14 protein-coding genes are annotated in these 14498 nt (G+C 45.3%); 10 read left to right on the top strand and 4 right to left on the bottom strand.

The features are described 5' to 3' along the window. Positions 1-45: 45 nt before the first annotated feature. The 10 genes from ACVBDY_RS04835 to ACVBDY_RS04790 all read left to right on the top strand — a co-directional run bounded on the left by ACVBDY_RS04835 (position 46) and on the right by ACVBDY_RS04790 (position 11119). A complete protein-coding gene (locus ACVBDY_RS04835; protein WP_447174333.1) occupies positions 46-1392 on the top strand; it encodes a sigma-54-dependent transcriptional regulator in 1347 nt (448 codons plus the stop codon). Beyond that, the gene (locus ACVBDY_RS04830) at positions 1382-2725 is read left to right on the top strand and encodes a sensor histidine kinase (RefSeq protein ID WP_447174332.1); all 1344 of its coding nucleotides are present in this window, start codon (positions 1382-1384) and stop codon (positions 2723-2725) included. Before ACVBDY_RS04835 ends, ACVBDY_RS04830 begins: the two co-directional genes overlap by 11 nt. Positions 2726-2952: 227 nt before the next feature. After that, on the top strand, positions 2953-4374 hold the full coding sequence (locus ACVBDY_RS04825; protein ID WP_447174331.1) for an MFS transporter: 1422 nt from the start codon (positions 2953-2955) through the stop codon (positions 4372-4374). Between the two features lie 200 nt (positions 4375-4574). Continuing rightward, a complete protein-coding gene (locus ACVBDY_RS04820) occupies positions 4575-5207 on the top strand; it encodes a TetR family transcriptional regulator (RefSeq protein WP_447174330.1) in 633 nt (210 codons plus the stop codon). A 145-nt stretch (positions 5208-5352) separates the two neighbouring features. Further along, positions 5353-6675: a TolC family protein gene (locus ACVBDY_RS04815; RefSeq protein WP_447174329.1), complete on the top strand. Its 1323-nt coding sequence runs from the start codon at positions 5353-5355 to the stop codon at positions 6673-6675. A gap of 20 nt (positions 6676-6695) precedes the next feature. Continuing rightward, positions 6696-7778 (top strand): HlyD family secretion protein, encoded by a 1083-nt coding sequence (locus ACVBDY_RS04810; protein ID WP_447174328.1) that lies wholly within the window; start codon positions 6696-6698, stop codon positions 7776-7778. Between the two features lie 3 nt (positions 7779-7781). Then, a complete protein-coding gene (locus tag ACVBDY_RS04805; RefSeq protein WP_447174327.1) occupies positions 7782-9371 on the top strand; it encodes an MDR family MFS transporter in 1590 nt (529 codons plus the stop codon). 328 nt (positions 9372-9699) lie between these two features. Further along, positions 9700-10092 (top strand): DUF5684 domain-containing protein, encoded by a 393-nt coding sequence (locus tag ACVBDY_RS04800; RefSeq protein WP_447174326.1) that lies wholly within the window; start codon positions 9700-9702, stop codon positions 10090-10092. A gap of 74 nt (positions 10093-10166) precedes the next feature. After that, positions 10167-10481, top strand: a complete 315-nt coding sequence (locus ACVBDY_RS04795) for a DUF2752 domain-containing protein (RefSeq protein WP_447174325.1) — start codon at positions 10167-10169, stop codon at positions 10479-10481. A gap of 281 nt (positions 10482-10762) precedes the next feature. Next, positions 10763-11119, top strand: coding sequence for a nuclear transport factor 2 family protein (locus ACVBDY_RS04790; RefSeq protein ID WP_447174324.1), 357 nt, complete (start codon positions 10763-10765; stop codon positions 11117-11119). A 158-nt stretch (positions 11120-11277) separates the two neighbouring features. On the opposite strand, the gene ACVBDY_RS04785 is transcribed toward ACVBDY_RS04790, so the two are convergent. The 4 genes from ACVBDY_RS04785 to ACVBDY_RS04770 form a co-directional block, all read right to left on the bottom strand. After that, complete coding sequence (locus tag ACVBDY_RS04785) at positions 11278-12069, bottom strand: anti-sigma factor (protein ID WP_447174323.1); 792 nt, start codon at positions 12067-12069, stop codon at positions 11278-11280. Continuing rightward, entirely contained in the window at positions 12069-12599 is a 531-nt protein-coding gene (locus tag ACVBDY_RS04780; protein WP_447174322.1) for an RNA polymerase sigma factor, read from the bottom strand. The genes ACVBDY_RS04785 and ACVBDY_RS04780 overlap by 1 nt, the downstream gene beginning before the upstream one ends. A gap of 145 nt (positions 12600-12744) precedes the next feature. Further along, positions 12745-13587, bottom strand: coding sequence for a ferritin-like domain-containing protein (locus tag ACVBDY_RS04775; RefSeq protein ID WP_447174321.1), 843 nt, complete (start codon positions 13585-13587; stop codon positions 12745-12747). 33 nt (positions 13588-13620) lie between these two features. Next, positions 13621-14361, bottom strand: a complete 741-nt coding sequence (locus tag ACVBDY_RS04770) for a ferritin-like domain-containing protein (RefSeq protein ID WP_447174320.1) — start codon at positions 14359-14361, stop codon at positions 13621-13623. Positions 14362-14498: the final 137 nt, after the last annotated feature.

Genomic DNA, 14498 nt, shown 5'->3' with positions numbered 1-14498 from the left:
CCTTTGTGCAACAACTAAAGAAGAAAGAGTTTAAATGATATAAGGATGCAGCTAAAAGACGCCCGAATATTAATCATAGATGACGATACCGATGTATTGACAGCCATGCGGTTATTGTTCAAATCGAAGGTAAAGGAAGTGGTGACGGAGAAGAAGCCCGATCATATCCTGTCCATTCTCAGTAAATCCAGTTTTGATGTCATTATCCTGGATATGAACTTCAACGGGCTGGTCAATACCGGTAATGAAGGTTTGTTCTGGCTTCGTAAGATCCGGGAGGCAGATGAGAAGGTAGACGTTATTCTTATTACGGCTTACGGAGATATTGACCTGGCCATACGTTCCCTTAAGGAAGGGGCGTCCGATTTCCTGGTAAAACCCTGGAAAAATGAAAAGATATTGCAGTCCGTCCAGGACCTTCTCGATAAAAAGAAATCCCGTAAAAACCCGGTAAAGCCTGTGAATTTGCAGGGTGACAGGATACTGGGGGAAAGCGATGTGATGCGCGATGTTTTCCTGAAACTGCAAAAAGTAGCGCCCACCGATGCCAATGTGCTGATACTGGGGGAGAACGGGACCGGGAAAGACCTTATTGCAAGAGCGCTGCACGACAATTCCCTGCGAAAAGACAAGCCTTTCGTTAAAGTGGATCTCGGTGCGCTTACCCCTTCGCTTTTCGAAAGCGAACTGTTCGGTTATAAAAAAGGCGCATTTACCGATGCCCGGGAAGACCGTAAGGGCAGGTTTGAAGCCGCATCCGGGGGAACACTTTTTCTCGATGAAATAGGAAATATCAGCCTGCAGCAACAGGCCCGCCTGCTTACCGTATTGCAAAACAGGTATATTACCCCTTTGGGCTCCAATGAGACCGTCCCGGTAGATATCCGGCTTATCTGTGCGACCAATACGGAACTTTCGGAACTGGCCGATGAGAACAGGTTTCGCAAAGACCTTATTTACCGGATAAATACCGTGGAAATAACCGTTCCGCCGTTGCGGGAACGCGGAAAAGATATCCGGGTACTGGCCGATTATTTCGTACAGCTTTATGCCGAGAAATATATGAAAGAACCGTTTTCACTGGACAAAAGTTTTGTAGAAAAACTAAAAGACTATTCTTTTCCGGGAAATGTACGGGAGTTACAGTACGCCCTGGAACGCGCGGTGATTATGGCCGAAAGCGAAACCCTGTTCGCGGATGACCTGGTGTTCTCTCCCATAGAAAAGTACCAGCAACCCGAAAGCCCCCGCGATCTGAAGCTGGAAACCATTGAAAAAAATACCATCCTTAAAGTGGTGGAGAAAAACAACGGCAATATTTCCAAATCTGCCAAAGAACTCGGTATCACCAGGGCTGCCCTGTACCGTAGATTGCACAAATATGACCTTTAGATCCTATAAAAAGGCCCTCCTGTTACGAATAAGCATCCTGCTTGCTTTTCTCGTCATGCTCGCTTTTGCCATAAGCAAAGGCAATGTGTATTATATTATTCCGGCCTGCCTGTTAAGCGCCTGGTCCTGCAATTACCTCTACACATTTTGTGTAAAGCGGTTTAATGCGATAGACGATTTTTTTGAAGCCGTAAAATACAGGGACTTTTCCCGCTGGTACCCGGAGAAGAACGGTACCGGGGATATCCGCACCCTGCATACGGGCTTTAACGAAGTAAACCGTACCGTAAAGGAAATGAACAGCGAAAAGGAACGGCAATACCTCTACCTGCAAAAAATACTGGAAATGGTAGATGTGGGCATCATGGCCTATGACCGGGAAACCGGAAAAGTATTGTGGGATAACGAATCTTTACGAAAACATCTGGACATACCCTCCGTAAAAAATGTCCGCTTCATATCCAGCAGGAAACCCGCCCTGTTCCGGGATATATTCGAAAAAGACCATTCCAGGGAAACATCCGTAACCGTAGAGGCAGGCCAGCAGAAAAACAAGATGCTGGTATCCAATGCCGTTTTTCATGTGGGTGAAAATACCTTTAAACTGGTTGTCCTTCAGAATATCGAAGATACGCTCAACCAGAATGAGTCCGAAGCCTGGAAAAAACTGCTCAGCGTCATGACGCACGAAATTATGAATTCCATAGCCCCCATATCGTCCCTGGCCGAAACACTGAAATCCAATATGCAAATGGCTATAGACCATCCGGATGAATATCCGCTGGAAATGGAAGATATGCGGATGGGAATAGAAAGCATAAAAAAACGAAGTGAAGGGCTGATGAAGTTTGCCAAAACTTACCGGAGCCTGAACAAAGTGACCAGTCTTAACAAAACCCGGGTCACATTATACGAACTCTTCCGCAATATAGACAAACTGATGTCGCCTTCCCTGCAGGCAAAAAAAATAAAAGTCGATTACAGGACGGAACCCCACGACCTGGAAGTACTTATAGATACCTACCTGATAGAGCAGGTGCTCATTAACCTGATTTTGAATTCGGTGGATGCCTGTGAAGGAAAAGATGATGCCCGGATCATAATTTCTGCCGACCGCCACCTGAACGGCAACGTAGTGATCCAGGTCACCGATAACGGAAAAGGTATCCCTGATGAGGTGATCGATAACGTATTTGTTCCGTTCTTCAGCACCAAAAAGAAAGGCAGCGGGATAGGGTTGAGCCTGTGTAAGCAGATCATGCTCTTGCACGAGGGGAGGATACAGATACGCAGTGTAGAAGGAGAGGGAACAATAACCAGTCTTATTTTTTAAGCTGATTTACACATTTTACCGGTTAATTTTCCGGCGAGGAAACCCTTTTTTTGGCCGGGTGGAAACTGGTTCCGCTCAAAATTATTCTGAAATATATCTCCACAAAAAAATACACGTTCAATTTTCGGTTGCCCGTAGCAGACCCCGGGTATAATTTTGCCTCTGTTCAGGATCCGGACGAAACAGGATCCTGGTATGAACATGTAAAATCCTAAACCGATCATCTTATGCAACTAAAAAACAGACCCGGGATATCGGCATTAGCCGTTGTTCTGACAGCGCCGTTGTTATACGTTATAGACATTTTTATCATTAATATGGCCATCCCTGCCATACAAACGGGTTTAAGTGCTTCGGACGGGGAAACACAGCTGGTTATAGCCGGTTACCTTTTGGGCAGTGCCGCTTTTCTCATTACCGGTGGCAGGGCGGGGGATTACCTCGGGAAAAAAAAGGTGTTTTTCTGGGGGATGTTCTGGTTTACATTGACCTCATGTATTTGCGGTATGGCCCAGACGATTTTGCAATTGAATGCGGCCCGGTTTTTTCAGGGGATGAGCTCGGCTTTTATGGTGCCTCAATCCATAGCCTTCATACAGGTGCTGTTTCCCGAACCGGAGGAAAGGGCGAAAGCTATCGGGTGGTATGGGATAACCCTGAGTATTGCGGCGATCATAGGACAGATATTAGGCGGGTACCTGGTGGAAACCCGATTTTTAATAGAAGGCTGGCGTTTGATCTTTTTTATAAACCTTCCCGTTGGCCTGGCAGCCTTGTGGGCCATAGACCGGTATCTGGACGAAACAGAAAAGGAGAAAGGCATAGGTTTTGACTATTCAGGCTCCGTTATTTTGACGCTGGGCCTGGGCGCTCTCATATATGCAATTACCGAAGGAAGGGAGCAACACTGGCCCTTATGGAGTATTGGCCTGATCATTTCAGGCATACTGGTGTTGGTCTTTTTTGTCAGGGACCAGAGAAAAAAACAGTGGGAGAACAGGCACCCGCTTATGGATATGGGCCTGTTCCGGAACAGGGAATTTAATATTGGCCTCGGAGTGGTACTGTTTCATTTTATGCTTCATACGGCCTACCTGCTGATGAGCGCGGTATACCTGCAAAGCGGACTGGGAATTTCTGCCCTGGAATGTGGAATGTATTTTCTGCTTCATGCCCTGCTGTTTATGATCTCTTCATTAGTAGCGTCGAAGCAACTGGTGAAATACGGGAAGAATGTCCTGCTTACAGGGCTTTTTATCATATTTCTTTCCTTTGTTTTACAATCACTTTTTTTTACTGCGGAAACTCCCCCGTTCGTTTCCATAGCGCTGATCGGGTTATACGGACTGGGTAACGGTATGGTATTGCCTTTCCTGTTGAATATTGTACTGAATAATGTCCCGCAAAAACACGCGGGAATTGCCTCAGGGATATTTTCTACTTTTCAGCAAACCGCATCCGCATTGGGGATAAGTATTATAGGAGGTGTTTTTTATTCGGTTATAGAAGGGAAAAGCGCACAGGAATATACTTTAGGTATTGAATATGGTCTCATAATCAATATGATTTGTCTCGGAATAGTATCGATACTGCTTTACCGGCTGCCCGACGGTCTTAAAAAGCGTACCGGAATTATCGGGACAGATTGAGAGGTGCTGCGGCATACCCGGATTATTCCTGCAAACTCCTGTACACTAAAAAACACATGCCGATGTCCCGTACCCTATGGACTTACATGTTAAAGCGATAACGTTTTAGTGTTAAAAACACATAAAAAACAGAAGTTAAACAATTGTTTAATTTAAACGATTGTTTAATTTTGCTCCTTCAAATTTAACACGGAAGAAGCATGGAGTTGAACGAAAAACAGTCGCGTATCCTGGAGGTAGCCGAAAAACTGTTTGCGGAAAACGGTTTTGACGGTACTTCCGTACGTCAGATAGCCAGGGAGGCCGATATTAATATTGCCATGATCTCTTATTATTTCGGTTCCAAGGAAAAGCTGCTGGACGCCTTGTTGTTCCACCGTTTTTCCGGTTTCCGGAAAGAGATGGAAAAGGTCATAGCAGGAGAAGGGGGATATATGATCAAAGTAGATAATATGGTCGCTCTTATGGTGAGGCGCATACATGACAACCGGCGGGCATATAAAGTGGTGAATTTCGAATATTCCAATCCGGTACGCCAGGTCAGTTTTGACAACTACGTCCGCCAGAAACGGGAAAACTACAGTATGATCGAAGGACTTATCCGCAACGGTCAGAAAGAAGGTGTTTTTTCGAAGCATGTGAATATACCGCTTATCGTGCCGACCATCCTGGGAACTTACTTCCATTTCTACTACAACAAGAAGTTTTTCCAGGCCCTGCATGGTTTCAACGAGGAAATGACCATAGACGATTACGTATACACCACCTTAACTGCACATATTCAACAAACAATAAAAGCATTGCTCACCTATGAAATGCCGGTTGGTAAATGAGAAACCTCCCGATCCTGATACTCATCGGGGTCATCGGGATGATAATGTTCTTAAAGGGATTACTCACAATCAAGTTAATTATATGATGGATTTCGTGAATCTTCGATGTCCATCTCTCCTGTTAAAAACAAACAAAAAACATCAGATGAAAATTAAAGTTTTATTGCTTTTTATGCTGTCTGTAGTCCTGTCGGGCAACCTGGCGGCACAGGAAGAAAAGCCTCTGGGCCTTAAAGAAGCCATACAACTGGCGCTTACCAATGGAGATGATGCCAAAATAGCCGATGAAAAAGTCAATACGGCCGAGAGCGAACTCCATGTAACCAAAAATGCTCAGTACCCGGAACTGGGACTTTCCGGTCAATACCAGTACTTAACCGAACCCAATGTTCAGTCCGGACTTTTGGGAGGTGGATCGGCTGACGGAGAAGAAGGATCGGGCGGATTTCCGGATGTCAACCAGCTTCTTTTGGGGCAGGTGAGTGCTTCCGTTCCCGTATTTTCCGGGTTTCGCCTTAAAAACCTTGTCAATGCCGGAGAAAACCGCCTTGAGGCTGCCAGGCTGAATGCTGTAAGCGACAAAGAGCAGGTGGCTTTGCAAACGGTTACGGATTACGTCAATCTGTATAAAGCCAGGCAAACAGTTGCCCTGGTGGAGGAAAATCTTAAAAGTGCGCAGCAAAGGGTTAAAGATTTTTCTGCGATGGAAGAAAATGGCCTTTTGGCCCGTAACGATCTTTTAAAAGCGAAACTCCAGGAATCCAACGTACGTGTCACGCTGGAAGAAGCCATGAAAAACGAGCGTATCCTCAATTACAGGCTTACCACCTTATTAAAATTGCCGGAAGGGACGCTGGTTGAAACCGGTGATGATGAACTGGAGATCATACCCGTGTCGGGTGAAGATACCGTGGCTATTTCCAGGAGCGACCTGGAAGCATTGCGATACCAGGAAAAAGCTGCCGAAGATGAGATCAAAGTAGCCCAGAGCAAGTTTTTTCCTTCCGTAAATCTTCTCGGAGGATATGTAGCGCTGGATGTCCCCAATGCCCTGACTGTGACCAACGCCATGAATTTCGGAGTAGGGCTTTCGTATAACCTGTCTGATATTTTCAAGTCCAAAAGCGATGTTAAACTGGCCCGGAGTAAGGCCACCGAATTACAGTACACCCTGAACAAGTATTCCGACCAGGTGAACATACAGGTAAAAAACGCACTGGAAGATTATCGCCTGGCACTGAAGAAATATGAAGTATATACCGAATCCCGGGAACAGGCCATTGAGAACTACCGGATTGTCAAAGATAAATACGACAACGGCCTGGTAGATACCAACGACCTGCTGGAAGCCGATGTGGAGCAGTTACAGGCAAGGATAAACCTCGCTTATTCCAGGGCAGATATCACCCGAAAATATTATGAATTCCTTACGGCACAGGGAACCCTTACAAACTATATAAATAAGTAAACTAATCATTTTTTATAAAAATGGAACAAAAGAAAAAGACCAACAAAAAGTTCGTGATCATTATTTCGGTTCTGGTGGGTATAGGCCTTCTATATGGCGGGTATAAGATCATCCATTCCTTTTCTCACGAAACCACGGACGATGCCCAGGTAGCGGCCAATATGAACCCTGTTATACCTAGAGTGGAAGGGTATATTAAAAAGGTTTATGTAACTGACAACGAGGTAGTGCAAAAAGGAGATACCCTTTTCGTTATCGAAGACCAGGATTACCGGGTAAAGCTGGAAGAAGCCAGGGCCGGTCTTGCAGCAGCAGAAAGCCAGCTCGCGGTGGCACAGGCAAGTATAGGTTCGTATCAAGCCAATGCAGCAGCTTCCGGTTCGCAGGTGCAGTCGGCCAGGGGCAATATAGAAACGGCCAAAACCAAATTGTGGAGAGCCACCAACGATTACGAACGGTATAAAAACCTGTACGCGAACCATTCCATCACCGCACAGCAATATGAGCAGGCCCAGGCAGCCAAAGAAGAAGCGGAACAACAACTCAAAATACTACAAAACCAGCAAAAGGCCAGCAGCAGCCAGCACAGTGCCGCGATTTCACAAACCGAAATTTCGGAAAAACAGGTCACTGTCGCCGAAGCCAATGTACAAAGTGCCCGGGCGAACCTGGATGCGGCATTGCTGAATGTGGGATATACCGTGGTAACAGCGCCTATTGACGGGCAACTGTCGGCGGTAGACATACAGATCGGCCAGTTTGTACGTCCGGGGCAATCTCTCTTTTACCTGGTAAATACGCATGACAAATGGGTGGTGGCCAACTTTAAGGAAACACAGCTCAACAAGATGCGCATCGGCCAGAAAGTGAGTATAGAAGTAGATGCTTACCCGGGAGAGGATTTTGAAGGGGAAGTTACTGCATTTTCCCCTGCGACCGGGGCGAGGTTTTCCTTACTGCCCCCTGATAATGCCACCGGGAACTTTGTAAAAACCGTACAACGCCTCCCGGTGAAGATCAATTTCAAAGCAAATAACGATACCGAAAAACTGAGTCGATTGCGTTCCGGGATGAACGTATTCGTAGATGTACATTTAAAATAAGTTATGGCTGAAGTACAAATTCAGGACGAAAACAGTCTGGTAGAATATGGTTTCCGGAGGGTGATTATCACAGTAACTGCCATCTTGTGCGCCCTTCTGGAAATCATAGATACTACCATTGTCAACGTAGCTCTCAACGATATGCGGGGAAGCCTGGGTGCCTCCCTCAATGATATCGCGTGGGTGATCACGGCCTATGCCATCGCCAATGTAATCATTATTCCTATGACGAGCTGGTTGTCCAAACAGTTCGGCAGGCGTAATTATTTTGCGGCATCGATCATTATATTTACCGTAACTTCCTTTTTGTGCGGTAATGCCACCAATATCTGGGAATTGGTAGCTTTCCGGTTTATCCAGGGAATGGGAGGCGGAGCCCTCCTGGTAACGGCACAGACTATTATTACCGAAAGTTATCCTCTCGAAAAAAGGGGAATGGCACAGGCCATTTATGGCATGGGGGTTATTGTAGGCCCTACATTGGGACCTCCGCTGGGAGGATACCTGGTAGATAATTTCTCATGGCCCTATATTTTCTATATCAACGTACCCATAGGTATTATCGCCACTTTCCTTACACTTTTGTATGTAAAGAGCCCCAAATATGGGGAGAAACTCAGGGCCAGCCAGGTAGACTGGTGGGGGATCGTGTTCCTGGCCTCCTTTATAGGATCGCTGCAATTCGTACTGGAACACGGACAACAGGACGACTGGTTCGCGGATAGTACTATACTGGTTTTGAGTGTGGTGTCCGTATTCGGGTTGATTCTTTTTATATGGCGGGAACTGGTCTATGAACACCCCATAGTCAACCTGCGCGTATTGCGGAATTACAACCTGCGAATAGGTACCATGCTTACCTTTATTCTCGGTTTCGGCTTATACGGGTCTACCTTTGTCATTCCCATATATACCCAGTCCATCCTCGGTTGGACAGCCACGGATGCCGGATTATTACTCATTCCGAGTTCCATAACCACGGGACTGATGATGCCCGTTATCGGGAAATTACTGGAACGCGGGGTCTCACAAAAGTACCTGGCTGCGGGAGGGTTTGCCATATTTTTTATATACAGCTACTGGATGTATGCGGTAATGACACCAGACACCGGTTCCGAACACTTTTTCTGGCCCCTGGTCACCAGGGGAGTAGGTCTCGGGTTGCTTTTCGTTCCCATCACCACCCTTTCACTTTCCACGCTTCAGGGAAAGGATATAGGAGAAGGGGCGGCCTTTACGGGAATGATGCGGCAGTTGGGCGGATCGTTCGGTATTGCCATTATTACCACCTTTGTTACCCGCCTGGGACAGCAACACCGGGTTAACCTGGTCCCGAATCTCAATGGGGCCGATTTCCAGGTGCAGGAACGTTTGAATGCTTATCAGCAAATGTTTATAGATAAGGGGTTCAGTATCAATGAATCCCTGGACAAAGCATACCAGATGCTCGAAGGGGCAATAACCAGGCAGAGTACGGTACTCTCGTATATGGATATTTTTCTTTACCTGGGAATACTGTTCCTGGTATGTGTGCCTTTTGTACTGTTTATTAAAAAAGGTTCGGGAAAAGTAGATGCTTCTTCCGTACACTGATTCCTGTTATTATATTTTTGTTTCAAACCCCGGCGGCACTACGCTTCACCGGGGTCTTGTTTTAAAAAATCACTTCCGGAAGTGATTTTATAAGGCTATAGATGATTTTTATTTATATCCGCCACAGATTATATGGCATGGGTGTCTGTAGGAGAAATTTTGAACTGTTTTTTTTCTTCCACCCCTGGCCGGCAAATGATTTTTATAAGGGGCTTTTATTTAAAATCCCGGTTTTCGGGGATGGTATCGGACACTATCTTTTTACTACTTTTGCCGTGCAAACTACAAAAAGTAGTTGTTAATTTAAAACCAATAAACAGAAATTTAAATGAACACAAACGATCAAATCGGAGCAGGAGTGGGGCTGATAGCTACGTTGTTTTATCTTGCCTTAATAGTCCTTACCATTGCCGGAATGTGGAAAACATTCGAAAAAGCCGGAAAACCGGGCTGGGCTGCAATTGTACCTATTTATAACATTGTTATACTTGTAGAAATTGTGGGAAAACCGATGTGGTGGATAGCATTGTTGTTTGTACCATGTGTAAACATAGTGGCTAATATTTGGCTAACCAATCTGCTTAGCAAAAGCTTCGGTAAGAGCGAAGGATTTACAATAGGACTTATATTCTTACCCTTTGTATTTTATCCGATGTTAGGTTTCGGAGATGCGAAATACGAAGGACCTTCGGCAGCGGAAGCCAATACTCAGGTAATTTAATATTTCCTTAAAAAGCAATATATTGTAAACCCGGGACCGCAAGGTATCCGGGTTTATGGTAAAATAAAGTATATATGCAGGGAAGTTTCTGGCATTGGCTGCAACATCATCTGATCCCCTGCCCGTTTAAATGGCTGACGGGTATAGATTGTCCCGGGTGCGGTTTTCAGCGTTCGTTTATGGCTCTTCTGCAGGGAGATATACAAAAAAGTGTGGAACTATATCCCGCCACCGTTCCTCTTCTTATTCTTTTTGCCTTAGCCTTCTGGCACAAAAAGTTCGTCCCGGAAGGAAAGGGCATCATTCTGAAAACACTTCTTTTCCTTACCGGAAGTATTATTATCATATCCTATATCCTTAAGATGTATCGCTTATATATAACCGTATAAGTCGATAGCAACAACTCAGGCCAATTTTTATATTCTTCATTTTACGGTATTTCATCGCGATCTGATCCGGTATTCGTCAGGTCTGCTCATGGAATTTATTTACTTTCAGCGGCTTTTCTCCGTAATTGGCACAAAATACACTCCTTAATGTCCTTATATCACCCTTTCCGGGTGAACAGGAATCTGCAATTTTACATTAGGGTTACAGGATAGACAAATCCTGGGAATAAGATCAAAACAGCTTCTAAAGAGAAACATAACATTTTTAAAATCAATATATCATGAAAAACAAAGAAGTAGTACAACAGGTTATACAGGCATTCCTGGACAGTGACGTAGAAAAAGCCTTGTCTTATATGACAGCTGATGTAAAAATGGGATGGCCCGGTTTTTTTGACCTGGCCCCGGGAAAAGATGCCATACGGGAGTTTTTTGCCAATATCCCCGAAATGGTGTCCAGCACCATAGGCGATTTCATTGAGGAGGGAAATAAAGTGGCCGGTACCGGGACCGTTACTTCCAAAGGAGAAGACGGATCGCTTAAAAAGAGTTTTTTCTGTGATGTTTACGAATTGCAGGACGGAAAAGTAAAAGAAATAAAAAGTTATATGGTTTTTGAACAAAAGCAAGAAGCATAGTACCTAGTACCCGGCAGATCACCAACCGTCATATCCTTTTCCTTTATTCGGTAAAAGTGGTATGACGGTTTTTTATTGTTGGTGATGGGCTTTGCTTATAAAGGACCTCTGTAGTTTTCAGTACAGGGCGTTAGCATGGCACGGACGTAAGGTTTTTCTCAGGAAGAGACTACTCCCAGGGTATATAACCTTTCCAGCGTAGGTGTTTCACTGCCTCCCTCGGGTTCCAGGGTAATACCGAAACCTTCGGATACATTGGCATTGCTCAATTCGAATATTTTATTCTCGTCCGTTTCAAAATCGTCAAGCAATCCCATACTGGTGGGCGTTAGCGGATCCATTTTCAGGGACCATATCTGGTATACCATGCCTTTCGGCGGATCGGGGAGGCCCAGGGCATCTATATAAGTTACGTTTTTTTCCTTGTCCCAGTAGGCTGCTGCATAAGCTTCCGGGGCGGCCTGCTGTCCTTCCAGCGGAACTTTCAGGATGTTCCTGTCTCTTAAAACATCAAGGAGCTTCCTGGTTTTCTCCACATCATTCCTGGCGTCTGCAATCCGGATCTCCAACTGCATATTCCTGTTTCGGGTCTCTTGCAGTGACTCCTCCAGTTTTCTATTCTGATTAAAGAGGAAAAAGAGTCCGACAAGCAGGATAATACTTGCTGCCCAGCCGGTATAGGCAAACCAGTTGCTGCGTTTCCGTATCGGTGGTTCTGCCAGGGCCCGTGCGGATAACTTTTCTTTTATGGACTGTAACAGGTGTTCCGGATTTTCAGGTGCAACGGCTCCCGACAACTCCATTAACGCCTGTTCGATTTCCTCTACCTCGGTCCGGATTTCGGGATATTGTTTCAAATGGCGGGTAATTACCCTGTTTTCCGTTTCGGGCAGGGCACCGTACACATACAATTCGAGAATTCCGGAGGCTATAAATTCTTCTGTGTTCATTATCTGATGACGTTAGCACGTAGTTTATTAATACACATCCTGTTTCTTGTCTTTACGGTTCCCAGCGGGATCTGTAACTTTTTGGCACTCTCTTTTTGGGTAAAGCCTTTAAAGAAAAGCAGGTCTATCAATTTTTTGCACATAGGGCCGAGGATGTCAATATATTTTTGCAGTCCGATGGCGTCTATTTTTCCGGAAGCCGGGTTCCCGGATTCGATGATATCTGAAAAATATTCTTCATGGACATTCATCCGGCTGTTTTTATACTCTTTGGACCGTAGCCGGTCAATCGATGCATTTCTCGCAATGTTCAGTATCCAGGTAAAAAAGCGTCCCTTCTCCGGATCGTAGGAGGGAGCTTCGTTCCATATTTTCAAAAAGACATCCTGGAGGATCTCTTCGGAGACCGCTTCGTCACGAATAATGCTGTAAATAATTCCGTAGAGGCTTCTGGAGTATAGTTCGTAGATACGTTCAAAGGCTTGCTCGTTACCGTCCCGGAGGCGGGAAATCAAAAGATCTTGTTGCATAAATGAGGCATTACAATTTAAATTTAAGTGTTAAATGACAAAGTGCCAAGTAAAAGAACATTAAAAAGCGAAAAAGAAAACAGCCTGAAGCTAAGCTTCAGACTATTTCCTTCGCGTACAACTAACTTAGAAACTATCGTGAATTTCACGAAACTATGAACAAACCTGCAATAGCGGAAGCAGTATCCCCGTCCATGGGTTCGTCATAAGACTGAGATACTGCGACATTGTCAAAACCTGTTGCGTCAACGAGGTTTACACCACCCTGAGTCACATTTTCTTCTCCGTCATAAACTGCCTGTGTAGCTTCTGGCATTCCGGCTCCTCTTTCATTTAATGTAATCCATCCGAGTGCATTCTGGTCCAGGTCCATATCCATGACATGCGCCCGAAGCCTTCTTATTTCCGAGGCGTGACGCGCTTCTACGGAGTGAATCTGAAGTGCGGGGGTGAGGAAAGGGGTACCCATCAGGTTTCCGGCCTGTCCTTTATAAGCACGGACACCGGTATCTTCGAATGCCTGGGCAAGAGCAAGTAGCTGGGCATAGGCGACTTCCTGACCTGTACCGTTTTCGTTAAAAGGGTCGAACATCCCTCCGACTGTAAAATCGAAAACAGGAGAGTCTACGGCATCATCACCAAGCCCGGCCATAAGGAAATCCACATGCGCGGTTTCGTGTTTTGAGATTTGCTCATAAACGGCTTCTGCTTTGCTTCCGGAGGGAAGTACTCCTGATTCCAGCGCCTTGATATAAAATTCGGCTTCGAGATATTCGAGAGTAAGAGCAAGTTGAAGTGCCCCTATGGCTGCATTCTGGTCCTGAAAAGCAAAAGTCCTCTTCGGTGCTGTAGCTAATCCGAAAGGAATGGCTGCCAGGGCCGCTTTTTTACCCAGTGCACCCAAAGTACCGAAAACGGCTCTCCTGGAAGAAGTTTTAGCCAGAAGGTTATCGGAAGTAAAAGCTTCTAAAAATTTTATGATTTCCATAATTTTTCTGTTTTAAGTTAATGATAAGGCGAACTATTCTTCGGGCAACTGGTTGGCGGTGAATTCGGTTTTGATAAAACCTGTCTGGCCGACGGCATCCAGAATTTCGGAAGGCGGCTTTGCCAGGTCCAGTCCGTTCGCATCTATAATATCATTCCCTGCAAATGCTATCGGATCATCCATATAGATAGATCTTATTGCTGCTGCATGCCTGGCTTCGACAGAAACGATTTTCCCGGCTATAACAAGGTAATCGGGTGTCTGAATATACGCTCCGGCACCGTTATAAGCTGCTACCCCGGTATCTTCCAGCACTCTTGCCGTAGCGAGAACAGAATTTCTGTCACCGAAGTTGACGGAGGAAAAATCAAATTCCAATTCAGGTAAGACTTTGCTGCTATCCCCGTTAACGGCGGCAGTAATCGCCGCTTTGAAGAATTCGCGGTGAATGACCTCGTGTTTATAGAGGTCTTCCAGGATAAGTTTTTCTTCGGCGTTAGCGCTCATCCAGTAAGAACCGTCCAGAACGCTGGTGTAGAAAGCCGCTTCCAGTTGTTCCAGGGCATATGCGTAATTCAGGATGCCGAGATCCCCGCTTCCGAGATCAAAAACGTCATCGGGATCTGTCATGCCATTGTCATCGTCATTATTACAGGACAGTAACAAGCCGGTGCCTACAACAGCAAGGCTTCCTATTTTCAGGAATTGTCTGCGGGAACTCGATTTCCCGTTTACAGATTCCTGATGATTTACTTTAACAGGTATTTTTTTCATAATTCCGTATTTTAGTTACGGCGAGACTTACGTAGTTATCCGGAGGGCGGTTTTATAATTTATGTTAAAATAATGTTAAAAAAACTAACTAGTAAAGAGGTATAAAGGCCTTCATAGAATCCGGTTCAACCTTTCGT

Source organism: Sinomicrobium halophytocola, from assembly GCF_052983395.1.
Note: the sequence above shows the minus strand (reverse complement) of the source record. Positions and strands in the feature narration are given on the sequence as shown.

Excerpts from the sequence above, each read along its gene's own strand:
- ACVBDY_RS04835 (WP_447174333.1), top strand. The coding sequence starts at position 46 with ATGCAGCTAAAAGACGCCCGAATATTAATCATAGATGACGATACCGAT.
- ACVBDY_RS04830 (WP_447174332.1), top strand. The coding sequence starts at position 1,382 with ATGACCTTTAGATCCTATAAAAAGGCCCTCCTGTTACGAATAAGCATC.
- ACVBDY_RS04825 (WP_447174331.1), top strand. The coding sequence starts at position 2,953 with ATGCAACTAAAAAACAGACCCGGGATATCGGCATTAGCCGTTGTTCTG.
- ACVBDY_RS04820 (WP_447174330.1), top strand. The coding sequence starts at position 4,575 with ATGGAGTTGAACGAAAAACAGTCGCGTATCCTGGAGGTAGCCGAAAAA.
- ACVBDY_RS04815 (WP_447174329.1), top strand. The coding sequence starts at position 5,353 with ATGAAAATTAAAGTTTTATTGCTTTTTATGCTGTCTGTAGTCCTGTCG.
- ACVBDY_RS04810 (WP_447174328.1), top strand. The coding sequence starts at position 6,696 with ATGGAACAAAAGAAAAAGACCAACAAAAAGTTCGTGATCATTATTTCG.
- ACVBDY_RS04805 (WP_447174327.1), top strand. The coding sequence starts at position 7,782 with ATGGCTGAAGTACAAATTCAGGACGAAAACAGTCTGGTAGAATATGGT.
- ACVBDY_RS04800 (WP_447174326.1), top strand. The coding sequence starts at position 9,700 with ATGAACACAAACGATCAAATCGGAGCAGGAGTGGGGCTGATAGCTACG.
- ACVBDY_RS04795 (WP_447174325.1), top strand. The coding sequence starts at position 10,167 with ATGCAGGGAAGTTTCTGGCATTGGCTGCAACATCATCTGATCCCCTGC.
- ACVBDY_RS04790 (WP_447174324.1), top strand. The coding sequence starts at position 10,763 with ATGAAAAACAAAGAAGTAGTACAACAGGTTATACAGGCATTCCTGGAC.
- ACVBDY_RS04785 (WP_447174323.1), bottom strand. The coding sequence starts at position 12,069 with ATGAACACAGAAGAATTTATAGCCTCCGGAATTCTCGAATTGTATGTG.
- ACVBDY_RS04780 (WP_447174322.1), bottom strand. The coding sequence starts at position 12,599 with ATGCAACAAGATCTTTTGATTTCCCGCCTCCGGGACGGTAACGAGCAA.
- ACVBDY_RS04775 (WP_447174321.1), bottom strand. The coding sequence starts at position 13,587 with ATGGAAATCATAAAATTTTTAGAAGCTTTTACTTCCGATAACCTTCTG.
- ACVBDY_RS04770 (WP_447174320.1), bottom strand. The coding sequence starts at position 14,361 with ATGAAAAAAATACCTGTTAAAGTAAATCATCAGGAATCTGTAAACGGG.